This window comes from Streptomyces sp. NPDC001822 (assembly GCF_042892135.1).
Lineage (GTDB): Bacteria > Actinomycetota > Actinomycetes > Streptomycetales > Streptomycetaceae > Streptomyces.
Genome location: NZ_JBIATW010000010.1, coordinates 1 through 22,444, shown reverse-complemented (window position 1 = coordinate 22,444; position 22,444 = coordinate 1). Strand labels below are relative to the sequence as shown.

General features: G+C 72.1%; 19 protein-coding genes. 8 read left to right on the top strand and 11 right to left on the bottom strand.

Going from position 1 to position 22,444, the window contains the following annotated elements:
* Positions 1-153: 153 nt before the first annotated feature.
* The 5 genes from ACFYY2_RS22625 to ACFYY2_RS22605 all read right to left on the bottom strand — a co-directional run bounded on the left by ACFYY2_RS22625 (position 154) and on the right by ACFYY2_RS22605 (position 7,068).
* A complete protein-coding gene (locus ACFYY2_RS22625) occupies positions 154-777 on the bottom strand; it encodes a GntR family transcriptional regulator (protein WP_388745625.1) in 624 nt (207 codons plus the stop codon).
* 151 nt (positions 778-928) lie between these two features.
* A complete protein-coding gene (gene sucB / locus ACFYY2_RS22620; RefSeq protein ID WP_388745623.1) occupies positions 929-2,737 on the bottom strand; it encodes a 2-oxoglutarate dehydrogenase, E2 component, dihydrolipoamide succinyltransferase in 1,809 nt (602 codons plus the stop codon).
* Between the two features lie 57 nt (positions 2,738-2,794).
* The gene (gene lpdA / locus ACFYY2_RS22615; RefSeq protein WP_388745621.1) at positions 2,795-4,183 is read right to left on the bottom strand and encodes a dihydrolipoyl dehydrogenase; all 1,389 of its coding nucleotides are present in this window, start codon (positions 4,181-4,183) and stop codon (positions 2,795-2,797) included.
* A gap of 341 nt (positions 4,184-4,524) precedes the next feature.
* On the bottom strand, positions 4,525-6,078 hold the full coding sequence (locus ACFYY2_RS22610; protein ID WP_388745619.1) for a leucyl aminopeptidase: 1,554 nt from the start codon (positions 6,076-6,078) through the stop codon (positions 4,525-4,527).
* A gap of 207 nt (positions 6,079-6,285) precedes the next feature.
* Positions 6,286-7,068, bottom strand: a complete 783-nt coding sequence (locus tag ACFYY2_RS22605) for an adenosylcobinamide-GDP ribazoletransferase (protein WP_388745617.1) — start codon at positions 7,066-7,068, stop codon at positions 6,286-6,288.
* An 87-nt stretch (positions 7,069-7,155) separates the two neighbouring features.
* Between ACFYY2_RS22605 and ACFYY2_RS22600 the strand changes: the two genes are divergently transcribed.
* A complete protein-coding gene (locus ACFYY2_RS22600) occupies positions 7,156-7,929 on the top strand; it encodes a hypothetical protein (protein WP_388745615.1) in 774 nt (257 codons plus the stop codon).
* A 72-nt stretch (positions 7,930-8,001) separates the two neighbouring features.
* Here the strand turns inward: ACFYY2_RS22600 and cobT are convergent, their stop codons facing one another.
* Positions 8,002-9,171 carry a nicotinate-nucleotide--dimethylbenzimidazole phosphoribosyltransferase gene (gene cobT / locus ACFYY2_RS22595; protein ID WP_388745613.1) on the bottom strand — a complete coding sequence of 390 codons (1,170 nt, stop codon included), beginning with the start codon at positions 9,169-9,171 and terminating at the stop codon, positions 8,002-8,004.
* A gap of 113 nt (positions 9,172-9,284) precedes the next feature.
* Positions 9,285-10,487, bottom strand: coding sequence for a bifunctional adenosylcobinamide kinase/adenosylcobinamide-phosphate guanylyltransferase (locus tag ACFYY2_RS22590; protein ID WP_388745611.1), 1,203 nt, complete (start codon positions 10,485-10,487; stop codon positions 9,285-9,287).
* Between the two features lie 86 nt (positions 10,488-10,573).
* Between ACFYY2_RS22590 and ACFYY2_RS22585 the strand changes: the two genes are divergently transcribed.
* Positions 10,574-10,777, top strand: coding sequence for a hypothetical protein (locus ACFYY2_RS22585; protein WP_384066507.1), 204 nt, complete (start codon positions 10,574-10,576; stop codon positions 10,775-10,777).
* 110 nt (positions 10,778-10,887) lie between these two features.
* On the opposite strand, the gene ACFYY2_RS22580 is transcribed toward ACFYY2_RS22585, so the two are convergent.
* The 3 genes from ACFYY2_RS22580 to ACFYY2_RS22570 all read right to left on the bottom strand — a co-directional run bounded on the left by ACFYY2_RS22580 (position 10,888) and on the right by ACFYY2_RS22570 (position 13,429).
* On the bottom strand, positions 10,888-11,961 hold the full coding sequence (locus ACFYY2_RS22580; protein WP_388745609.1) for a S1C family serine protease: 1,074 nt from the start codon (positions 11,959-11,961) through the stop codon (positions 10,888-10,890).
* Between the two features lie 74 nt (positions 11,962-12,035).
* Entirely contained in the window at positions 12,036-12,770 is a 735-nt protein-coding gene (locus tag ACFYY2_RS22575) for a class I SAM-dependent methyltransferase (RefSeq protein WP_388746054.1), read from the bottom strand.
* Positions 12,771-12,829: 59 nt separating this feature from the next.
* Entirely contained in the window at positions 12,830-13,429 is a 600-nt protein-coding gene (locus ACFYY2_RS22570) for a DUF3043 domain-containing protein (RefSeq protein ID WP_388745607.1), read from the bottom strand.
* A 297-nt stretch (positions 13,430-13,726) separates the two neighbouring features.
* Here ACFYY2_RS22570 and ACFYY2_RS22565 point away from each other — a divergent pair, with 297 nt between their 5' ends.
* The 5 genes from ACFYY2_RS22565 (at position 13,727) to ACFYY2_RS22545 (ending at position 20,345) form a co-directional block, all read left to right on the top strand.
* Positions 13,727-14,509: a PspA/IM30 family protein gene (locus ACFYY2_RS22565; RefSeq protein WP_388745605.1), complete on the top strand. Its 783-nt coding sequence runs from the start codon at positions 13,727-13,729 to the stop codon at positions 14,507-14,509.
* 10 nt (positions 14,510-14,519) lie between these two features.
* Entirely contained in the window at positions 14,520-14,798 is a 279-nt protein-coding gene (locus ACFYY2_RS22560) for a hypothetical protein (RefSeq protein WP_388745603.1), read from the top strand.
* 166 nt (positions 14,799-14,964) lie between these two features.
* Entirely contained in the window at positions 14,965-16,236 is a 1,272-nt protein-coding gene (locus ACFYY2_RS22555; RefSeq protein ID WP_388745601.1) for a histidine kinase, read from the top strand.
* Positions 16,233-16,922: a response regulator gene (locus tag ACFYY2_RS22550; protein ID WP_388745599.1), complete on the top strand. Its 690-nt coding sequence runs from the start codon at positions 16,233-16,235 to the stop codon at positions 16,920-16,922. The genes ACFYY2_RS22555 and ACFYY2_RS22550 overlap by 4 nt, the downstream gene beginning before the upstream one ends.
* Before the next feature lie 258 nt (positions 16,923-17,180).
* Positions 17,181-20,345: an efflux RND transporter permease subunit gene (locus tag ACFYY2_RS22545; RefSeq protein WP_388745597.1), complete on the top strand. Its 3,165-nt coding sequence runs from the start codon at positions 17,181-17,183 to the stop codon at positions 20,343-20,345.
* Between the two features lie 136 nt (positions 20,346-20,481).
* On the opposite strand, the gene nadA is transcribed toward ACFYY2_RS22545, so the two are convergent.
* Positions 20,482-21,672 (bottom strand): quinolinate synthase NadA, encoded by a 1,191-nt coding sequence (gene nadA / locus ACFYY2_RS22540; protein ID WP_388745595.1) that lies wholly within the window; start codon positions 21,670-21,672, stop codon positions 20,482-20,484.
* A gap of 227 nt (positions 21,673-21,899) precedes the next feature.
* On the opposite strand from nadA, the gene ACFYY2_RS22535 reads away from it, so the two are divergent.
* On the top strand, positions 21,900-22,256 hold the full coding sequence (locus ACFYY2_RS22535; protein WP_327119342.1) for an iron-sulfur cluster assembly accessory protein: 357 nt from the start codon (positions 21,900-21,902) through the stop codon (positions 22,254-22,256).
* Positions 22,257-22,444 lie beyond the last annotated feature (188 nt).

Sequence of the window (22,444 nt, the reverse complement as noted above, 5' to 3'; positions counted from 1 at the left end):
GGGTGAAGGGCAAAACTTCTCGATATGAAGAAAAGTGGCATGCGGTGCCGCGAAACGGGGCACGGAGTGACGGGATCAAAGGGGTGAACCGGACCTCGAACCGCACGGCAGAGCGGGCTACGTCGCAGATGGGCGCGCAGGTCGGGCCGCCTCTCATGCGCGCGGGGCGCACCCGAGGACGTGCTCCTTCACCAGGACGGCGATCCGCGGGTCCCGCCGCAGGAACGCGTCGATGAGCGCCTCGTGCTCCTCCGCGTACGACTTCTGCACGGTGCCCAGCCAGCGGATCGACAGGGCCGTGAACACCTCGATGCCCAGCCCCTCCCAGGTGTGCAGCAGCACGGCGTTCCCGGCGGCCCGCACCATCTCGCGGTGGAAGGCCACCGTGTGCCGCACCTGCGCCTCGCCGTCGGCCAGCCGGTCGGCCTCGTAGAGGGCCGCCACGTGCGGAGCGAGCGCCGAGCAGTCCTCGCCGAGGGCCGGGGCCGCCAGCTCGGCCGCGATCTGCTCCAGCCCCGCCCGTACGGGATAGCTCTCCTCCAGGTCCGCCGCCGTGAGGCTGCGCACCCGGACGCCCTTGTTGGGGGCCGACTCGATCAGCCGGAGCGTCTCCAGCTCGCGCAGGGCCTCCCGCACCGGGGTCTGGCTGACCTCCAGTTCCGTCGCGATGCGGCGCTCCACGATCCGCTCACCCGGCTTCCAGCGCCCGCTGACTATTCCCTCCACGATGTGCTCGCGGATCTGTTCGCGCAGCGAGTGGACGACGGGCGGGGTCATGAGGGGCTCCTTCGTGGCGAACCGTCGACGCCTGCACCGACAACGGCGGCCGGGGAACGACCGGGTGGTGTCTAGACAATACGGCGGCGCCCCCGTCCGGAAGTGTTCCGGACGGGGGCGCCGCTGGTGAGGCTGGTTACAGCCGAACCGCTCAGAGACCGAGCTCGACCTCGAACTCGCCCGCCTCGAGGATCGCCTTGACCGTGGTCAGGTAACGGGCGGCGTCCGCGCCGTCCACCAGACGGTGGTCGTAGGAGAGCGAGAGGTAGGTCATGTCGCGGATGCCGATGACCGTGCCCTCGTCCGTCTCGATGATCGCCGGACGCTTCACCGTGGCACCGATGCCCAGGATGGCGGCCTGGTTCGGGGGCACGATGACCGTGTCGAACAGCGCGCCGCGCGAACCGGTGTTGCTGATGGTGAAGGTCGCGCCGGACATGTCGTCCGGAGTGAGGCCGCCACCGCGCGCCTTGCCGGCCAGCTCGGCGGTCTTCTTCGAGATACCGGCGATGTTCAGGTCGCCCGCACCCTTGATGACCGGGGTCATCAGACCCTTCTCGGCGTCGACGGCGATGCCGATGTTCTCCGAGTCGAAGTACGTGATGGTGCCCTCGTCCTCGTTGATCCGGGCGTTGACGACCGGGTGGGCCTTCAGCGCCTGGGCCGCCGCCTTCACGTAGAACGGCATCGGGGACAGCTTGACGCCCTCACGGGCGGCGAAGGCGTCCTTCGCCTGGTTGCGCAGCTTCATCAGCTTCGTGACGTCGACCTCGAGCACCGAGGTCAGCTGGGCCTGCGAGTGCAGCGCCTTCATCATGTTGTCGCCGATGACCTTGCGCATGCGGGTCATCTTGACCGTCTGACCGCGCAGCGGGGACGCCTCCAGCTTCGGCGCGGCCTTGGCCGCGGGAGCGGCGGCGGCCGGAGCCGGAGCGGCCGCGGCGGCCTTGGCGGCCTCCGCGGCGGTCACTACGTCCTGCTTGCGGATGCGGCCACCGACGCCGGTGCCCTTGACCGAGCCCAGGTCGACGCCGTTCTCGGCGGCGAGCTTGCGGACCAGCGGGGTGACGTACGCGCCGTCGTCCCCGGCGGGAGCCGCGGCGGCGGGCGCTGCCGGGGCTGCCGGTGCCGGAGCCTGTGCGGCCGGGGCGGGTGCGGCGGCGGGAGCGGGTGCCGGAGCGGGCGCGGCGGGTGCCGGGGCCGCGGGGGCCGCCGGTGCCGGTGCCGGCGCGGCGGGTGCCGGAGCCTGTGCGGCCGGGGCGGGCGCGGCGGCGGGGGCCGGAGCGGCGGCGGGGGCCTGTGCGGCCGGAGCCGGAGCGGCGGCGGGCGCGGCACCCGGGGCACCGATGACGGCGAGCTTGGCGCCGACCTCGGCGGTCTCGTCCTCACCGACGACGATCTCCAGCAGCACGCCGGCGACCGGCGCGGGGATCTCGGTGTCGACCTTGTCCGTGGAGACCTCGAGCAGGGGCTCGTCCTCCGCGACCTCCTCGCCGACCTCCTTCAGCCAGCGGGTGACGGTGCCCTCGGTGACGCTCTCACCCAGCGCGGGGAGGGTGACGTCCGTGCCGGAGGCGCCACCGGCCGGAGCGGCGGCGGGGGCCGGCGCCTCGGCGGCGGGGGCCTCGGCGACGGGCGCCGGTGCCGCGGGGGCCTCGGCGGCCGGGGCCGGAGCGGCCTCCGGCTCGGCGGCCGGCGCGGACTCGGCCGCGGGTGCGCCCGAGCCGTCGTCGATGACGGCCAGCTCGGCGCCGACCTCGACGGTCTCGTCCTCGGCCACCTTGATGGACGAGAGCACGCCCGAGGCGGGCGCGGGGATCTCGGTGTCGACCTTGTCGGTCGAGACCTCGAGCAGCGGCTCGTCGGCCTCGACTCGCTCGCCCTCGGCCTTCAGCCAACGGGTGACAGTGCCCTCGGTGACGCTCTCGCCGAGCGCCGGAAGGGTTACGGAAACCGACATGGTTTCAGTTGCTCCTTACGAAAGTGCGGATGTGGTCGGTCGTCGCCCGGGACTGGATCAGTCGTGGGAGTGGAGAGGCTTGCCGGCCAGGGCCAGGTGGGCCTCGCCCATGGCCTCGTTCTGCGTCGGGTGGGCGTGGATGAGCTGCGCGACCTCGGCCGGCAGCGCCTCCCAGTTGTAGATCAGCTGGGCTTCGCCGACCTGCTCGCCCATACGGTCACCGACCATGTGGACGCCGACCACGGCACCGTCCTTGACCTGGACGAGCTTGATCTCGCCCGCGGTCTTGAGGATCTTGCTCTTGCCGTTGCCCGCCAGGTTGTACTTGAGCGCGACGACCTTGTCCGCGCCGTAGATCTCCTTGGCCTTCGCCTCGGTGATGCCGACGGAGGCGACCTCGGGGTGGCAGTACGTCACCTTCGGCACACCGTCGTAGTCGACCGGCACGGTCTTGAGGCCGGCCAGGCGCTCCGCCACGAGGATGCCCTCGGCGAAGCCGACGTGCGCGAGCTGGAGGGTCGGGGCGAGGTCGCCCACGGCCGAGATCGTCGGGACGTTGGTCTGCATGTACTCGTCCACGAGGACGTAGCCGCGGTCCATCGCGACACCCGCCTCCTCGTAGCCCAGACCCTGGGAGACGGGACCGCGGCCGATCGCGACCAGCAGCACCTCCGCCTCGAAGGCCTTGCCGTCGGCGAGGGTGACCTTCACGCCGTCCTGCGTGTACTCGGCCTTGTCGAAGAAGGTGCCGAGGTTGAACTTGATGCCGCGCTTGCGGAACGCGCGCTCAAGAAGCTTCGAGCTGTTCTCGTCCTCGACCGGGACCAGGTGCTTCAGGCCCTCGACGATCGTGACGTCGGTGCCGAAGGACTTCCACGCCGAGGCGAACTCGACGCCGATGACGCCGCCGCCCAGGACGATCGCGGACTTGGGCACGCGGTCCAGCTTCAGCGCGTGGTCCGAGGAGATGATGCGGTTGCCGTCGATCTCCAGGCCCGGCAGCGACTTCGGCACGGAGCCGGTCGCCAGGAGCACGTGGCGGCCCTGCACGCGCTGGCCGTTCACGTCCACCGAGGTGGGCGACGAAAGGCGGCCCTCACCCTCGATGTAGTGGACCTTGCGCGAGGCGATGAGTCCCTGCAGGCCCTTGTAGAGGCCCGAGATCACGTCGTCCTTGTACTTGTGGACGGCCGCCATGTCGATGCCCTCGAAGGTGGCCTTCACGCCGAACTGCTCGGCCTCGCGGGCCTGGTCGGCGATCTCGCCGGCGTGCAGCAGCGCCTTCGTGGGGATACAGCCGTTGTGCAGGCAGGTGCCGCCGACCTTGCCCTTCTCGATCAGTGCGACGTCCAGGCCCAGCTGAGCTCCGCGCAGGGCCGCGGCGTAACCGCCACTGCCACCGCCGAGGATCACTAGGTCGAAAACGGTGCTGGCGTCGTTCGCCACGTCACGTCCTCCATGCATGTGCGCCGTATGCCGGGCCCCGTCGCTGGGGTGTGACCGGCCGGTCGGCTGGTGTTCGGCCGCTTGCGTTATTCGGCCCTGTGGTGGGGGCCCTGTCCTGCCGAGAACCCATCTTCGCACTTGTTGCGGGCGGACGGGACGCGGGCCCCTGCTCCGGGCCGGACGATCACCGGGCCCGAACGGTTACCGATGCGTACAGATCTCCGGAAAAGCCGGTCGGAGCCGAAGGGGGAACGCCCACGGCCCCGGACGTATGCCCGGGGCCGTGTACGGCGCGTGAGCACCGCGGGCGGATCGTCCGTGCGGGACGGCCGGTGCGGACCTCAGCCGAGGTCGCCGGCCGCCGTGCGCTCGGCCAGCCTGACCAGGGTGCGGACCGCGGAACCGGTGCCGCCCTTGGGCGTGTAGCCGTACGGCGCGCCCTCGTGGAACGCCGGGCCGGCGATGTCCAGGTGCGCCCAGGCGATGCCCTCGCCCACGAACTCCTGGAGGAACAGACCGGCCACCAGGCCGCCGCCCATGCGCTCGCCCATGTTGGCGATGTCGGCGGTCGAGGAGTCCATGCCCTTGCGCAGGTCGGCGGGGAGCGGCATCGGCCACGAGGCCTCGCCGACCTCCTCGGCGATCTCGTGGATCGACGTACGGAAGGCGTCGTCGTTCGACATCACACCGAAGGTGCGGTTGCCGAGGGCGAGGACCATCGCGCCGGTCAGGGTCGCGACGTCGACGATGGCGTCGGGCTTCTCCTCCGAGGCGCGGGTCAGCGCGTCCGCGAGGACCAGGCGGCCCTCGGCGTCCGTGTTGAGGACCTCGACGGTCTTGCCGCTGTACATGTGCAGCACGTCACCCGGGCGGGTGGCGTTGCCGGACGGCATGTTCTCGGCGAGGGCCAGCCAGCCGGTGACGTTGACCCGGAGGCCGAGGCGGGACGCCGAGACGACGGCGGCGAACACGGCGGCCGCGCCGCTCATGTCGCACTTCATCGTCTCGTTGTGCCCGGCCGGCTTGAGCGAGATGCCGCCCGAGTCGTAGGTGATGCCCTTGCCCACGAGCGCCAGGGTCTTCTCGGCCTTGGGGTGGGTGTAGGCCAGCTTGACCAGGCGCGGTCCGTGGGTGGAACCCTGGCCGACGCCGAGCAGACCGCCGTAGCCGCCCTTGACGAGCGCCTTCTCGTCGAGGACCTGCACCTTGATGCCGTGCTCCTTGCCGGCGGCGGTGGCCACGGCGGCGAAGGACTCGGGGTACAGGTCGTTCGGCGGGGTGTTGATCAGGTCGCGGGCCCGGTTGATCTCCTCGGCCACCGCGACGGCGCGCTCGGCGGCCGCCTTGAAGGCCTTGTCGCGCGGCTTGGTGCCGAGCAGGGCGACCTCGCCGAGCGGCAGCTTCCGGGCGTCGGGCTTGGTGTCCTTGGGGGCGAGCTTGTTCTCGCCGCCCTGGTAGGCGGTGAAGGCGTACGCGCCGAGGAGCGCACCCTCCGCGATGGCCGAGGCGTCCTCGACGGACTCGGTCGGCAGCGCGAATCCGGCCTTCTTCGAGCCCTTGAGCGCACGGGCGGCGCTGCCGGCGGCCCGGCGCAGCGTCTCGGCGTCGTAGGCGTCGTCCTTCTCCGGGACCGGACCGAGTCCGACCGCGATGACGACGGGGGCCTTCAGGCCGGAGGGGGCGGGGAGCTTGGTCACTTCGCCCTCGGCCCCGGAGGCGCCCAGCGTCTCCAGGACGGCGGCGAGCTTTCCGTCGAACGCCTTGTCCACGGCCTCGGCGCCCGGTGCCACGACCAGGCCCCCGGACTTGGACCCAGCGCCCTTGGCGACACCGACGACGAGTGCGTCGGCGCGCAGCGTCGCTGCACCTGAGGTGCTGAGAGTGAGAGCAGTCACGGTGGTGAAATCTCGCTTCCGTTGAGTTGTGTGCCGGTCGAGGGGTGGGCCGACCGGGCCCGGCGCATCGTGGACGCCGCCGCAATGTGCCGGATATGAGCCTACGCGCGCCCGAGTCCCGGCCTCACGGGGGCGGGCCGTCCGCCGGGCGGGGGTACGCGCGGCGGTGCCCGCGGGAGCCCCGCGGACGCCCTTCGGCCCGGCCGGTCAGCCCAGCGCGAGGGCCAGCAGGACCGTGGTCACCGCGGTCTCCTCCAGCGCGCCGAACACGTCGCCGGTCACGCCGCCGAAGCGCCGTACGCAGTGACGCAGCATCAGGTGCGCCGCCCCGATGCCGGCCAGGACGGCGAGCGTCAGGTGGAGTGCCGCGCCGTGTCCGCCCAGCAGGGCGCCGGCCCCCGCGCAGCAGGCGACCACGGCACAGGCCGCGGCCGCCGCGCCCCGGGGCGGGACCGTCTCCGCCACCGCCGCGCCGAGCCCCTCGGGCCGCGCCGCCGGGACACCGCGCCGCGAGGCGAGCGTCAGCGCGAGCCTGGCCGTGACGGCGGCGGCCACCGCGCCCAGCGCGCCGTCGGCCCACCCCCGGCCGTAGAGCTCGAAGAGGGCGGCGACCTGGCCCAGCAGCACGAACAGCAGGGTGATCACGCCGAACGGGCCGATGTCCGACTGCTTCATGATCCGCAGCGCGGCCTCGGCCGGCTGCGCGCTGCCGAGTCCGTCGGCGGTGTCCGCGAGCCCGTCCAGGTGCAGCCCCCTGGTCACCGCGGCCGGGAGCGCGGCGGAGGCGACCGCCGCCACCAGGGCTCCCGCCCCGCCGAGCAGCAGCAGACTCCCGGAGGCGGCGGCGAGCAGGCCCACGGCGAGTCCGGCGAGGGGGGCGCACAGCATGCCGGCGCGGGCGGTCCGGCGGTCCCAGCGGGTGACGCGGACGGGGAGCGCGGTCAGGGTGCCGAAGGCGAAACGCAGGCCGTGGCTGTTCAGGGAGGTCACCGCGCGCAGGCTAGCCGGTGTGACCGGGCGCCAGATGGGGCAAAGTGGCTCGAAAGCCGTATAGGTGGATCCCCGGGTGGAGGTGGCATGGGTCACTGGTTCCAGCAGAACATCGTCGAGCCGGGCAAGCTCCCCCTGCTGATCGCCCTGAGCGCCTTCGTCCTGACCTTCGCGGTCACCCGGGTGATCACCCGCATGATCAGGGCGGGGAAGGGGCCGTTCCGCAACATCACGCCCGGCGGCGTGCACGTCCACCATGTGGTGCCCGGGGTCGTGCTCTCGGTGGTCGGAGGGTTCGGTGCGGTCGCGAGCGGTCAGCAGGGCGTGGCCGCCGGGGTCTTCGCGGTCGTCTTCGGCATCGGCGCGGGTCTCGTGCTCGACGAGTTCGCGCTGATCCTGCACCTGGACGACGTGTACTGGACCGAGGAGGGCCGGCAGAGCGTGGAGGTCGTCGTCCTCACCGCCTCGCTCGTCCTGCTCGTGCTGCTCGGCTTCTCGCCGCTCGGTGTGGACGAGCTGACGGGTGAGGAGCAGCAGAGCAGGCTGGGCGTCGCCCTGACGTACGTCTGCAACTTCGGCTTCGTGCTGGTCGCCCTGTTCAAGGGCAAGGCCCGGATGGCGGTGATCGGGACGCTGATCCCGTTCATCGCGCTGATCGGCGCGATCCGGCTGGCCCGGCCCGCCTCGTTCTGGGCGAAGCGCTTCTACCGCCGCCGCCATCGGGCCCGCGCCAGGGCGGTGCTGAGGGCGTATCACCACGACGTGCGCTGGGCCGGACCCCGGCGCCGCTTCCAGGACCTGATCGGCGGGGCGCCGGACAGGACCGCGCTCCCGGGGCCCCGGCCCGGCGCCGGGCTCTGAGCGCCCGTCGGGTGGCCTCCGACCGGGCGCCCGTGCTTTCCGATCGAAGGCGACCCGGCGGGCTCTGAGGAGTCAGCCCGTCGTCCCCGCGGGCCGAGGATCCCCGGGGGTCTCGCCGTCCTCCGCGGAATCCACGTCCTGCGGGTCGTCCCCGGAAAGCCTCTCCTCGTCCCCGGAGGGCTTCTCCTCGTCCCCGGCGGACTCCCGTACCCGCTCGGGGAGTTCCGCCGCGAGCGCCGCGGCGGCCTGGACGAGCGGGAGGGCCAGCAGCGCGCCGCTGCCCTCACCGACCGTCACCCCGTGGTCCAGCAGCGGTGTCAGCGCCATCCGGTCCAGCGCCTTGGCCTGAGCGGGCTCGCCGCTCACCTGGCCGGCGAGCCACCAGTCGGGGGCCCGGAAGGCCGCCCGCTGGGCGACCAGCGCGCAGGCAGCCGAGACCACGCCGTCCAGCACCACGGGCATCCGGCGCACCGCGCTCTGCAGCAGGAAGCCGGTCATGGCCGCCAGATCCGCGCCGCCCACCGCAGCCAGCAGCTCCAGCTGGTCGCCGAGCACGGGGCGGGCCCGGCGCAGCGCGTCCCGGATCGCCGCGCACTTGCGCATCCACGCCAGGTCGTCGATGCGGGCGCCGCCGCGCCCCGTCACCACCGAGGCGTCCGTGCCGCACAGGGCCGCGATCAGGGTCGAGGCCGCCGTCGTACCGCCGACGCTGAGGTCACCCAGCACCACGAGGTCCGTGCCGGAGTCGGCCTCCTCGTCGGCGATGCGCATCCCGAGGCGTACGGCCCGCTCGGCCTCCTCGGCCGTGAGCGCGTCCTCGACGTCGATCCGGCCGCTGCCCCGCCGCACCCGGTCGCGCACGACGGCGTCCGGCAGCAGCTCCGGGTCGCAGTCCAGACCGGCGTCGACGATGCGCACGGGCACGGAGAGGCGGCGGGCCAGCACGGCGACGGGGCTGGTCCCGTCCAGCGTGTCCCGCACCAGCCGGTGCGCGGTCCCGGCGGCCCTGCCGGACACCCCCAGCTCGGCGACCCCGTGGTCACCGGCGAACAGCACGACGCGCGGATGGTCCACCGGCCTGACCGGCACCGACTGCTGGGCGGCCGAGAGCCATTCACCCAGTTCGTCGAGACGGCCGAGGGCGCCCACGGGAACGGCCAGCCGCTCCCGGCGTTCCTCGGCATCACGCCGCACACCCCCGTCGGGGCGTTCGATCAGGTCGGAGAAGTCGTCCAGATTCACGGGGGTCTGCCTCGCGGGTCGTCACAGGGTGGGCCGGAACCCCGCTGAGGGCTCCTGCCGGGAACAGTACCCGGCAGCCCCGCACGCGTCCCCGCCCCGGCACCCCGCGGCGATCAGCCGCGCAGCACCAGGGCCCGCCCGGCCACCACCAGCAGCACCTCCTCGCACTCGGCGGCGAACGCGGCGTTCAGGCGGCCCAGTTCATCCCGGAAGCGCCGGCCGGAGGCCGTGGCCGGAACCACCCCGGAACCGACCTCGTTGGTCACCGCGACGACCGTGCGACGTGTCCCGCGCACGGCGCGGACCAGCTCCCCGACCCGTGCGCGCAGCTTCTCCTGCCCGCCGTCCGTCCACCCCGTGTCGTCCCACGCGTCCACCCGGTCCATGGCGTCCGTCAGCCACAGCGACAGGCAGTCGATCAGCAGCGGCGGCCCGTCCTGTTCCAGCAGCCCCGCGAGTTCGCACGTCTCCTCGGTGCGCCACGCGGCGGGCCTGCGCTCCCGGTGCAGCCCGATCCGGGCCTCCCACTCGGTGTCGCCCTGCCGGCGGCCGCCGGTCGCCACGTACACCACCTCGGGGTACGTCTCCAGGCGCTGCTCGGCCTCCACCGACTTCCCCGACCGGGCGCCGCCCGTCACCAGCGTGCGCCGGGGCACTTCGGGTACGGCGTGGTAGGCGCCCACCGGAAGGGTCGTCCCGTCCGGCACGGCCCGGGCCCCGGCGGCCGCGAGCCGCCGGTCAAGCTCGGCGCCGGGCGGCGCGTCGTGGTCCAGATGGACCGCGACGACCTCGGTGGCGGTGGTGACGGCCCCGACGGCCCGCAGCCTGGCCACCGCGTCCGGCCTGCCGACCACGTCGCACACGACCATGTCGTACGGCTCGGCGAACGGATCGGCCAGACCGGCGGGGGAGGCCCCGGGAGGCAGATAGAGCAGGCGCTCGCCCTCCGGCGACGTCACCTCGTAGCCGGTGCCCGGCGCGTCCATCGCCATGGCCCGGACCCGGTGGCCGCTGATCAGTGTCAGCTCCTGGCCGTCCGGCACGCGTCCGGCGGCGGGCAGCGAGGCGGGCAGTTCCACCGCGGGCCCGTCGTGAGGATGGGTCAGCAGCACCTGGCGCACGCCCGAGAGCGAACGGCCGGCGCGCGCCGCGGCGAACACGGCTCCCGGTGTGAGGTCCAGCAGCAGGGCGTCGTCGACGAGCAGCGCGGTGGCGGCGCGGGCCCGCGCACCGCGGGACGACGCGCAGACGGCGCACGGGCAGTCGGGCCGCGGCAGCCCGTCGGGGGCTCCGGTGCCGAGCAGAGTCAGTTCCACGCTCCGATCCTCCCGCGTCCGTGCGGCACCTGCGCGCCCGGCACACCCACTAGTCTTCGGGGAGCAACGTGACCCAGGAGGCGGACATGGCGTGGACGTGGCGGTTCGAGAAGTCCGACGGTACGGAGACGGAGCCGGCGCTGCAGCCGGAGGAGTTCACGACGCAGGGCGACGCGGAGTCCTGGATCGGTGAGTTCTGGAAGGAGCTCCTGGAAGGCGGCGCCGACCAGGTGTCGCTCTTCGAGGACACGACGAAGATCTACGGCCCCATGAGTCTCCAGGCCGACTGAGGCTCCCGGACCCGCCCGGACCCCTGCGTCCGGGCGGGTCCGCCGCCTTCCCGCCGGACGGCGCCGCGCTCCTCGGAGGACCTGGATCTCGCCCGGCCCGGCCGGAGGACCTAGATCTCGCCCAGGGTGACCTGGACCGTCCTCTTCGCGTCCCCCCGGGTGTAGGCCACGGTCACCTTCTCGCCCGGCTTGTCACCGGCCAGCGCCTCGGACAGCGAGGTGATGGTGGTGACCCGGTCGTCGCCGATCCGGGTGATGACGTCCCCGACGCGCAGACCCGCGTCGGCGGCCCCGCCGCCCTTCTGGACGCTGACGATCGCGACGCCCGCCGGCCGGTACTCGTCGTCGACGACGGTGCGTCCCGTGATGTTCAGCGCCGCCCGGCCCGAGTCGGTGACCCTGCCGGACTTGATGATCTGGTCGGCGACCGTACGGACCATGGAGACGGGGATCGCGAAACCGATCCCCGGAGCCGCGCTGCCGCCCAGCTGGGGATCGGTCGCCGCGAGGGTCGGGATGCCGATCACCTCGCTGTCCAGGTTCACCAGCGCGCCGCCGCTGTTGCCGGGGTTGATGGCCGCAGACGTCTGCACCATGTCGACCAGGGTCGCCCCCGTGCCGCCGCCGGACGCGCTCTCGCTGACGGTCCGGCCCACGGCCGAGACGATGCCCTGGGTGACGCTGCTGGACAGCCCGAGCGGGGAACCCATCGCCAGGACGATCTGCCCCACCTCGACCGTGTCGGTGTCGCCGAACCGTGCGGCGCGCAGCCCCTCGGGCACGTCGTCGAGCTTGATGACCGCCAGGTCCTGCTCCGGATAGGAGGAGACCAGCGTGGCCTTCAGCTCCTTCTCACCGGTCGCGACGCTGACGTCGAAGGTCTTCTCGCCGTCGACGACGTGCGCGTTCGTGACGATGTGGCCCTTGTCGTCGTAGACGATGCCCGAGCCGAGCCCGTCTCCCGCGGCGATCTGCACCACGGAGGGCAGCACGTCCTTGATGACCGCCTGGTACTGGTCCTCCAGATCGCCCGCCGCGCGCGACACCACCCCCTGCCGCGCCGGAGCCGCGGCCGGGGCGGGGCCGGGCCCCGCACAGCTCCCCGCCAGGACGGCCGCGCACACGGCGGCGGCCGACGGCACGAGGGAACGGCGTACACGGCTTCGGTACGGCGATGCGTCCATGCCCGGAGTATGGCCGGGCCGCCGTGCCGGTGCCCCGCGCTGGTGGGCCGATCAGGCGTACGCCCGGGCCCGGATCAGCCGCGTACCCCGCACAGGTGGAGCAGGGCGGCGATCCCGCGGTAGGGGTCGGTGCGCCCCGCCCGGTCCTCGGCGGCGAACACCTGCGCCAGCTCCTCGGGGCCGGGCAGCTCCGCCGCGTTGTCCACGTTGTCCGTGAAGACGCGCACGCCGTACCAGGCGTGCAGCGGCGCGGCGATGCCGGCGAGCGTGTCCCGCAGCGTTCCGAGCCGGTCGGCCCGGACCTCGAGGCCGAGCCTGTTCGTGTAGGTGTCCGTGTCGAACGCCGCGAGAGCCGCGCCGAAGTCGCCCGCGGTTCCGGGCCGCATCGCCAGGGCGTCCGCGTTGCGCACGAGCAGCGAGAGAAGGCCGCCGGGCGCCAGCATCCGGGCCAGGCCGGCCAGCATCGGATCGGGCTCGGGGACATACATCAGCACGCCGTGGCAGAGGACCACGTCGAAGCTGCCGGGCAGGAAGTGCACCCCGGTGTCACGGCCGTCGCCCTCGATGAGCCGCACCCGTTCCCGGATGCCCTCGGGCTCGCCCGCCAGGGACTCCCGCGCGGACCGCAGCATCTCGGCGTCGGACTCCAGGCCCGTCACGGAGTGGCCGGCCCGCGCGAGGCGCAGGGCCTGGGTGCCCTGGCCCATGCCGACGTCGAGCACCCGCAGCCGCTGCCCCACGGGGAAGCGCCCGGCTATCTGCTCGTCGAGCTGCCGGGCGACGAGCTCCTGGCGGACCGTGTTGCGCAGTCCACCGAGGCCCTCCAGCCACTGGGAGGATACCCCCGTGAAGCCGGAGGTCTCCGTGCTCAGGGCCGCTCTCCCCGCTTGACCTGCGGCTTGGGCAGACGAAGGCGGCGCATCTGGAGCGTGCGCATCAGCCCGTAGGCCACCGCGCCGCGCTTCGGGGTGTCCGGGAAGCGCTGCGCGAGCTGCTTCTTGAGCCGGAAGCCGAGGCCGACGGAGTCGACGACGATCAGCACGATCACGCCGAGCCAGAGCAGCAGGGAGATGTTCTGGATGTTCTGCACCTGGATCACGCTGAGGATCAGGATGATCACCGCGAGGGGCAGGAACCACTCGGCGATGCAGAAGCGCGAGTCCACGAAGTCACGGACGTAGCGCCGCACCGGGCCCTTGTCCCGCGCCGGCAGGTAGCGCTCGTCGCCCGAGGCGAGCGCCTCGCGCTGCCGGGCCATGTCGGAGCGGCGGGCTTCGCGCTGGCGCTTGGCGGCCTCCTTGCGGTCCGTCGGCGCACCACTGGAGGCGCGCCGGCGCTGCGTCTGGGCGTCGCTGCGCCGGGGGGTCGGGCGACCTTTGGGAGCCTGGGGGTCGCGGGGCTGCTTGGAGAGGTCCGCCGTCACCTTGTCGGTGGGGGCCTTCTCTTCCTTGGAACGGCTACGGAACACAAAACCCAAGGGTAAGGGGTCGCCCGGGACGAGCGGGGACCGGCTGGGAACGATCCGGCAACGGCCCGCGTCCAGAAAAGCGGTGTGACAGGGGCAGAACGGACTGCCGCCGTGACTTCCCCTGATCTTCGTCTACTCCCTGGGCGGGAGCGCTGACCGGCGTCAGTCGTCCTTGGGGAGGAGCACATCCGTGCTCGAACAGTGCGGTAATGGAGACAGGGCCCGTACTGTGGGTTCTGTTGGAGTGCTGGAGCTCAGTCCGTCAGAAGGGGGCGCGCGAAGCCCATGAGCGGTGTCATGAAGCGTATGGGAATGATCTTCCGCGCGAAGGCAAACAAGGCCCTTGACCGGGCCGAGGATCCGCGCGAGACCCTCGATTACTCGTACCAGAAGCAGCTCGAACTGCTGCAGAAGGTACGCCGCGGCGTCGCCGACGTGGCGACCTCGCGCAAGCGGCTCGAGCTGCAGCTGAACCAGTTGCAGGGCCAGTCGTCCAAGCTGGAGGACCAGGGCCGCAAGGCGCTCGCGCTCGGTCGCGAGGACCTGGCCCGCGAGGCGCTGTCCCGGCGTGCCGCCCTCCAGCAGCAGGTCTCGGACCTGGAGACGCAGCACCAGACGCTGCAGGGCGAGGAGGAGAAGCTCACTCTCGCGGCCCAGCGCCTGCAGGCGAAGGTCGACGCCTTCCGCACGAAGAAGGAGACCATCAAGGCCACCTACACCGCCGCCCAGGCCCAGACGCGCATCGGCGAGGCGTTCTCGGGCATCTCCGAGGAGATGGGCGACGTCGGTCTCGCGATCCAGCGGGCCGAGGACAAGACCCAGCAGCTGCAGGCGCGTGCGGGGGCCATCGACGAGCTGCTGGCCTCGGGCGCGCTCGACGACCCGTCCGGCACGGCGAAGGACGACATCGCCGCCGAGCTGGACCGGATCTCCGGTGGTACGGATGTGGAGCTGGAGCTGCAGCGCATGAAGGCCGAGCTGGCCGGCGGCTCCGCCGGACAGCAGCAGGCCATCGAGGGCGGCACGCAGGACGCGGCACCGCAGTCGCAGCAGTCCCCGCACAAGTTCGACAAGCAGTGAGGGTGGCGTCATGATCGTACGGATCATGGGGGAGGGCCAGGTCAGCCTGGCCGACAGTCACATCGCCGAGCTGAACGCGCTCGACGACATACTCCTCGCGGAGATGGAGAGCGGTGACGGACCGGGCTTCCGGACCACGCTCCACGCGCTCCTGGACAAGGTGCGCGAGCTCGGATCGCCGCTCCCCGACGACTCCCTGGAGCCGTCCGAACTGATCCTTCCGGCACCCGACGCCACCCTCGAAGAGGTCCGCTCCATGCTCCGCGACGACGGGCTCATCCCCGGCTGAGCGGGGCCGTCCCTCCGCCGCACTCCGTACGCCGCCCCGCCCCGGTCCCTCCGGGGCGGGGCGGCGTGCTGCCGGAGCCCCCTCGCGTCCCGGCCCCCGGCGCTGTGACGGCGTCCTGACACGGCACGGACCGCGGCGTCGATGCCACGCCGTACCGTTGCTCGACGTGACCACCCTCGGAACCGGCTTCGTGCGGCCCCGCCGCTGGCTTCGCGGCCACCCCCTCGCCTTCGACCGCGGACTGGCCGCGGCCGTTCTCGCCTGCATGATCTGCGCGTCGTTCGCCGAGCCGAACCCGGGCCACGAGCCCATCTTCGGCGCCCGCACCCCGGAACCGTCCAGTGTGCTTCTGATGGTGCTGGCCGCCGGTGCGCTCGTGCTGCGCAGGCGCAGGCCCATGGCCGTGCTGGCCGCGACGGGAGTGCTGTCCGCCGTCGAGTTCGTCCTGATGGACCCGCCCGCCCCCGTCGTGATGAGCGCGGTCGTCGCCCTGTTCACCGTCGCGTCCCGCACCGACCGGCCCACCACCTGGCGGGTCGGTCTGCTGACGATGGGGGTGCTGACCGTGGCCGCCATGGTCGTCGGCAGCACCCCCTGGTACAGCCAGGAGAACGTCGGCGTCCTCGCCTGGACCGGCCTGGCGGGCGCGGCCGGTGACGCGGTGCGCAGCCGCAGGGCTTTCATCGACGCGATCAGGGAGCGGGCCGAGCGCGCGGAACGCACTCGCGAGGAGGAGGCCCGCCGCAGGGTCGCCGAGGAGCGCCTGCGCATCGCCCGCGACCTGCACGACGTCGTGGCCCACCACATCGCCCTGGTCAACGTGCAGGCCGGGGTGGCCGCCCACGTCATGGACAAGCGCCCCGACCAGGCGAAGGAGGCGCTCGCCCACGTACGGGAGGCCAGCCGCTCCGCGCTCAACGAGCTCCGGGCCACCGTCGGGCTCCTGCGGCAGTCCGGAGATCCGGAGGCGCCCACCGAACCCGCACCCGGGCTCGCGGTCCTCGACGCGCTGGTCGACACCTTCCGCAACGCGGGACTGCCCGTCGAGGTGGCCTGCGCCGACCGGGACAGTCCGCTGCCCGCCGCCGCCGACCTCGCCGCGTACCGGATCATCCAGGAGGCCCTGACGAACGTGCGCAAGCACGCGGGGGGAGAGGCGAAGGCCGAGGTCAGCGTCGTCCGGGTCGGGGAGACCGCGGAGATCACGGTGCTCGACAACGGGAGGGGGACGGCTCCGGGCGCGACACCTTCCGACGGCGGCGGCGGTGGCCACGGCCTGATCGGGATGCGCGAGCGGGTCACCGCGCTCGGCGGCACACTGACGGCCGGGCCCCGTTACGGCGGCGGATTCCGGGTCCATGCGATCCTGCCCGTCACGTCCCGCACACGTGCGCCGGAGGGGCCGGTCACCGCGGAGACGACGGGGGGATCCGTATGACGCCCATCAAGGTGCTGCTGGCCGACGACCAGGCGCTGCTGCGCAGCGCGTTCCGGGTGCTGGTGGACTCCGAGCCCGACATGCGGGTCGTGGGTGAGGCGGCGGACGGTGCCGAGGCCGTCTCGCTGGCCCGCTCGACCCTCGCCGACGTCGTGCTGATGGACATCCGGATGCCGGGCACCGACGGACTCACCGCGACCCGGATGATCAGCGCCGACCCCGACCTGGCAGGCGTTCGGATCGTCATGCTCACCACCTTCGAGGTGGACGACTACGTGGTGCAGTCCCTGCGCGCCGGCGCCTCCGGATTCCTCGGCAAGGGCGCGGAGCCGGACGAACTGCTGAACGCCATCCGCATCGCCGCCGCCGGTGAGGCACTGCTCTCCCCGGCCGCGACCAAGGGCCTCATCGCCACCTTCCTGGCCCAGGGCGGCACTTCGGGCGCGGGGCCCGACGCGGCGGAGTACTCCGAGCGCCTCGCCGCCCTCACCCAGCGCGAGCGCGAGGTGCTCGTGCTGGTCGCCGGCGGCCACTCCAACGACCAGATCGCCGAGCGTCTCGCCGTCAGCCCCCTCACCGTGAAGACGCATGTGAACCGGGCGATGGCCAAGCTGGGAGCGCGCGACCGGGCCCAGTTGGTCGTCATCGCGTACGAATCGGGTCTGGTGCGCCCCAGGGTGGAGTAAGGGGTGGAGCCGGGCCTGCTCCCGGGTGGAGCGAAAGGTGGAGGCGGCGTACTCCAGGCGCGGTATGCGCGGGATAAGAAAGCAGCCCGGGGGCCGACGTTTTCGCGCGCGGGACCGGCGATCGTATAGGTGGGCGGGCTGTTGTCCCCCGTCGTGTTCCCTGCGATGTCCCCTGCGGTGTCCCCCTGTCCTGTCCCTTGCTGTGCCACCGACAGCCGCCCGACCGCCTCGTACGCCACAGAAGAGAGAGACCCACCCATGTCCTGGCTGTCCAGATTCAGCCTCGCGCAACGGGCCCTGATCGGGCTGATCTCGATCGTCGCGCTCGTCTTCGGAGCCATCGCGATCCCGCAGCTCAAGCAGCAGCTGCTGCCCACCATCGAACTCCCGATGGTGTCGGTGCTGGCGCCCTACCAGGGTGCGTCTCCCGACGTGGTCGAGAAGCAGGTCGTCGAACCCCTCGAGAACTCCATCAAGGCCGTCGACGGCGTCGAGGGCATCACCTCGACCGCCAGCGAGGGCAACGCCGTCATCATGGCGACGTTCGACTTCGGTGACGACGGCACGAAGCAGCTCGTCGCCGACATCCAGCAGGCCGTGAACCGGGCCCGCATCCAGCTGCCCGACAGTGTCGACCCGCAGGTCATCGCCGGCTCGACCGACGACATCCCGACCGTCGTCCTCGCGGTCACCTCGGACAAGGACCAGCAGGCGCTGGCCGACCAGCTCGACCGCACGGTCGTCCCGGCGCTCGAGGACATCGACGGCGTGGGCCAGGTGACGGTCGACGGCGTACAGGACCTCCAGGTCTCGGTGGTCCCGGACGACCGGAAGCTCGCGGCGGCCGGTCTCAACGCCGGCTCGCTGGCCCAGGCGCTCCAGGCGGGCGGTGCCACCGTCCCGGCCGGTTCGTTCGCCGAGTCGGGCAAGAGCCGCACCATCCAGGTCGGCGGTGCCTACTCCTCGCTCCAGCAGATCGAGGACCTGAGGATCCCGCCGGCCGGCGGGGACGCGGGCAGGGGCGGCAAGGGCGGCAAGGCCGTCCGCGTCGGCGACATCGCCACGGTGAAGCAGGAGCCCGCCACCGCGGTCTCCATCACGCGGACGAACGGCAAGCCGAGCCTCGCCGTCATGGCGACGATGGACAAGGACGGCAGCGCCGTCGCCATCTCGGACGCCGTCCAGGACAAGCTCCCCGACCTGCGCAAGGACCTCGGCGCCGGCGCCGAGCTGACCGTCGTGTCCGACCAGGGACCCGCGGTCTCCAAGGCGATCTCCGGTCTCACCACCGAGGGCGGGCTCGGCCTGGTCTTCGCGGTCGTCGTGATCCTGGTCTTCCTCGCGTCGATCCGCTCGACGCTGGTCACCGCCGTCTCCATCCCGCTGTCCGTGGTCCTGGCGCTGATCGTGCTCTGGACCCGCGACCTGTCGCTGAACATGCTCACGCTCGGGGCGCTGACCATCGCGATCGGCCGCGTGGTCGACGACTCGATCGTGGTCCTGGAGAACATCAAGCGCCATCTCGGCTACGGCGAGGAGCGGCAGTCGGCGATCATCGCCGCCGTCCGCGAGGTGGCCGGCGCGGTCACCGCGTCCACGCTCACCACCGTCGCGGTCTTCCTGCCCATCGGGCTGGTCGGCGGCATGGTCGGGCAGCTCTTCGGCTCGTTCTCCCTCACCATCACGGCGGCGCTGCTGGCCTCGCTGCTGGTCTCGCTGACCGTCGTCCCGGTGCTCTCGTACTGGTTCCTGCGGCCGCCCAAGGGCACCGACGCCGATCCGGACGAGGCGCGCCGCAAGGCCGAGGAGAAGGAAGCCGCGAGCCGGCTCCAGCGGATCTACGTCCCCGTGCTGCGCTTCGCCACCCGGCGTCGCGTCACCAGCATCCTCATCGCCTTCGCGGTCCTGTTCGGCACCTTCGGCATGGCGCCGCTGCTGAAGACGAACTTCTTCGACCAGGGCGAGCAGGAGGTCCTCTCCATCAAGCAGGAGCTGACCCCCGGCACCAGCCTGGAAGCGGCGGACGAGGCCGCGCGGAAGGTCGAGAAGGTCCTCGCCGCCGACAAGGGCGTCGAGGACTACCAGGTCACCGTCGGCTCCTCAGGCTTCATGGCGGCCTTCGGCGGCGGCACGGGTGCCAACCAGGCCTCCTACCAGATCACCCTCAAGGACTCGGCCGACTTCGACGCCACGCAGGAGCGGATCGACGAGGCACTCGGCAAGCTCGACGGCATCGGCGACACCACGATCGCGGCGGGCGACGGGTTCGGCAGCCAGGACCTGAGCGTCGTGGTCAAGGCCGCCGACGCGGACGTCCTCAAGAAGGCGTCCGAAGCGGTCCGGGGAGAGGTCGCGAAGCTGAAGGACGTCACCGACGTCCAGAGCGACCTGGCGCAGAGTGTGCCGCGCATCTCGGTCACGGCCAACGCCAAGGCGGCGGACGCCGGATTCGACCAGACCACGCTCGGCGGAGTGGTCGCGGGCGCGGTGCAGGGCACCCCGTCCGGCAAGGCGGTCATGGACGACGCCGAGCGCGACATCGTCGTGAAGTCCTCGCGTCCGGCCACCACCATGGCCGAGCTGAAGGCGCTGTCCCTCGGCCCCGTGAAGCTCGGCGACATCGCCGACGTCGAACTGGTCCCCGGCCCGGTCTCCATGACCCGGATCGACGGTCAGCGCGCGGCGACGATCACCGCCAAGCCGACCGGCGACAACACCGGCGCGGTCGGCGCCTCGCTCCAGCAGAAGATCGACGGGCTGGACCTCCCGGAGGGCGCCACCGCGACCATCGGCGGTGTCACCCAGGACCAGGGCGACGCCTTCGTGAAGCTGGGGCTGGCCATGCTGGCGGCCATCGCGATCGTCTTCATGCTGCTGGTGGCCACCTTCCGGTCGCTGATCCAGCCGCTGATCCTGCTGGTCTCCATCCCGTTCGCCGCGACGGGAGCCATCGGCCTCCTGATCCTCACGGGCACCCCGATGGGTGTGCCGGCGATGATCGGCATGCTGATGCTGATCGGCATCGTGGTGACCAACGCGATCGTGCTCATCGACCTGATCAACCAGTACAGGTCACAGGGTCTGGGCGTCGTCGAGGCGGTCCTGGAGGGCGGACGTCACCGTCTGCGCCCGATCCTCATGACGGCACTGGCGACGATCTTCGCGCTGCTCCCGATGGCGCTCGGCGTCACCGGCGAGGGCGGCTTCATCTCGCAGCCGCTGGCGGTCGTGGTGATCGGCGGTCTGATCACCTCCACGCTGCTGACGCTGCTCCTGGTGCCGACGCTCTACGCGGTGGTGGAGCTCCGCAAGGAGCGCCGCGCGAAGAAGAAGGCCGCCAAGCGTGAGGCGAAGTCCGGTACGGCGGCCGCGGAGGCGCCGGAGGAGGTCTCCTCCGAGGAGCCGGAGCCCGCGAAGGCCTGACCGCCGGCGCTTCGCTGGAAGCGGTTCACGGCGCGAGAAGAAGGGGCCCTTGGCACCGTCCGTCCGGATGGTGCCAAGGGCCCCTGCCGTGCGCGCCGACGGCTGCGTACGCCTCGGCCGTGCGCGGGGCCGCGCCCTACGGAAGCGCCAGCATCCGCTCCAGTGCCAGCTTCGCGAACTTCTCAGTCTCCTCGTCGACCTGGATGCGGTTGACCAGGTTCCCCTCGGCCAGCGACTCCAGGGTCCACACCAGGTGCGGCAGGTCGATCCGGTTCATCGTCGAGCAGAAGCAGACCGTCCTGTCGAGGAAGACGATCTCCTTGTCCTCGGCGGCGAAACGGTTCGCCAGCCGCTGCACCAGGTTCAGTTCCGTACCGATGGCCCACTTGGAACCGGCCGGAGCGGCTTCCAGGGCCTTGATGATGTACTCCGTCGAGCCCACGTAGTCCGCGGCCGCCACGACCTCGTGCTTGCACTCCGGGTGCACCAGCACGTTGACGCCGGGGATCCGCTCCCGTACGTCCTCGACGGACTGCACCGAGAACCGTCCGTGCACCGAGCAGTGCCCGCGCCACAGGATCATCTTCGCGTCGCGCAGCTGCTCGGCGGTCAGTCCGCCGTTCGGCTTGTGCGGGTTGTAGAGGACGCAGTCCTCCAGGCTCATCCCCATGTCACGCACGGCGGTGTTGCGGCCCAGGTGCTGGTCCGGCAGGAAGAGCACCTTGCCCGCCGAGGGCTCCCTCTGCTCGAAGGCCCACTCCAGTGCGCGCTTCGCGTTGGAGGAGGTGCAGATCGTGCCGCCGTGCTTGCCCGTGAAGGCCTTGATGTCGGCGGAGGAGTTCATGTACGAGACGGGCACGACCTGGTCGGCGACTCCCGCCTCGGTCAGCACGTCCCAGCACTCGGCGACCTGCTCGGCGGTGGCCATGTCGGCCATCGAGCAGCCCGCGGCCAGGTCCGGCAGGACGACCTTCTGGTCGTCGCCGGTGAGGATGTCCGCGGACTCCGCCATGAAGTGCACGCCGCAGAAGACGATGTACTCCGCCTCGGGCCTGGCGGCGGCGTCGCGGGCGAGTTTGAACGAGTCGCCGGTGACGTCCGCGAACTGGATGACCTCGTCGCGCTGGTAGTGGTGGCCGAGGATGAACACCTTGTCCCCGAGCTTCTCCTTGGCCGCGCGGGCCCGCTCCACCAGGTCCGGGTCGGACGGTGAGGGCAGGTCGCCGGGGCATTCGACCCCGCGCTCGCTCCGCGGGTCGGCCTCGCGGCCGAGCAGCAGGAGGGCGAGCGGGGTCGGCTGGACATCCAGGGGCTGGGCGGTGGTCACGACACGCACCCTCTCTTTTCTGCGAAACGCCTTTTCGTCTAATTGACGCTATCTATCATAACCGCTTCGCGTCAGCTTGACGATGCCGATAGCGTCGATGTGACGCATCCGCCCACGGGTGCGGTGTGCGAGCATGAAGGCAACAGACACGCCCGGCCCGGAATGAATCCGAGGCCCCGATGGTTGGACCGTCGGCAAGCAGTCCGTACAACCCGGGAGAGAAGCAGATGTCCGTATCGGACGAGACCACCACCGTGAGCGACGGCATCCTCCTGTCCGACGCCGCCGCATCCAAGGTCAAGACCCTGCTGGAGCAGGAGGGCCGGGACGACCTGGCGCTGCGCGTCGCCGTCCAGCCCGGCGGCTGCTCGGGCCTGCGGTACCAGCTCTTCTTCGACGAGCGCTCGCTCGACGGTGACGTCGTGAAGGACTTCGGCGGAGTCAAGGTCGTCACCGACCGCATGAGCGCCCCGTACCTGGGCGGCGCGTCCGTCGACTTCGTGGACACCATCGAGAAGCAGGGCTTCACGATCGACAACCCGAACGCGACGGGTTCCTGCGCCTGCGGTGACTCCTTCAGCTGAGCGCGATTCAGCCGGAGCACCATCCGGCTGAAACCCGAGACGCGGGGGGGGGGGGGCCCCCCCCCCCCCGGGGGCGCCCCCCCCCCCCCCCGCCGGGGGGGGGGGCGCGGGGGGGGCCCCCCCCCCCCCCGGCGCGCCCCCCCCCGGGCCCCCCCCCCCCGCCCGGCGACCCACGCGCGCCGCCCCCC

What these genes read in the sequence shown, in the direction of transcription:
- ACFYY2_RS22550 (WP_388745599.1), top strand. Translation starts at nt 16,233, where the DNA reads ATGACGCCCATCAAGGTGCTGCTGGCCGACGACCAGGCGCTGCTGCGC.
- ACFYY2_RS22625 (WP_388745625.1), bottom strand. Translation starts at nt 777, where the DNA reads ATGACCCCGCCCGTCGTCCACTCGCTGCGCGAACAGATCCGCGAGCAC.
- ACFYY2_RS22580 (WP_388745609.1), bottom strand. Translation starts at nt 11,961, where the DNA reads ATGGACGCATCGCCGTACCGAAGCCGTGTACGCCGTTCCCTCGTGCCG.
- ACFYY2_RS22600 (WP_388745615.1), top strand. Translation starts at nt 7,156, where the DNA reads ATGGGTCACTGGTTCCAGCAGAACATCGTCGAGCCGGGCAAGCTCCCC.
- ACFYY2_RS22585 (WP_384066507.1), top strand. Translation starts at nt 10,574, where the DNA reads ATGGCGTGGACGTGGCGGTTCGAGAAGTCCGACGGTACGGAGACGGAG.
- ACFYY2_RS22565 (WP_388745605.1), top strand. Translation starts at nt 13,727, where the DNA reads ATGAAGCGTATGGGAATGATCTTCCGCGCGAAGGCAAACAAGGCCCTT.
- ACFYY2_RS22560 (WP_388745603.1), top strand. Translation starts at nt 14,520, where the DNA reads ATGATCGTACGGATCATGGGGGAGGGCCAGGTCAGCCTGGCCGACAGT.
- ACFYY2_RS22545 (WP_388745597.1), top strand. Translation starts at nt 17,181, where the DNA reads ATGTCCTGGCTGTCCAGATTCAGCCTCGCGCAACGGGCCCTGATCGGG.
- sucB (WP_388745623.1), bottom strand. Translation starts at nt 2,737, where the DNA reads ATGTCGGTTTCCGTAACCCTTCCGGCGCTCGGCGAGAGCGTCACCGAG.
- ACFYY2_RS22535 (WP_327119342.1), top strand. Translation starts at nt 21,900, where the DNA reads ATGTCCGTATCGGACGAGACCACCACCGTGAGCGACGGCATCCTCCTG.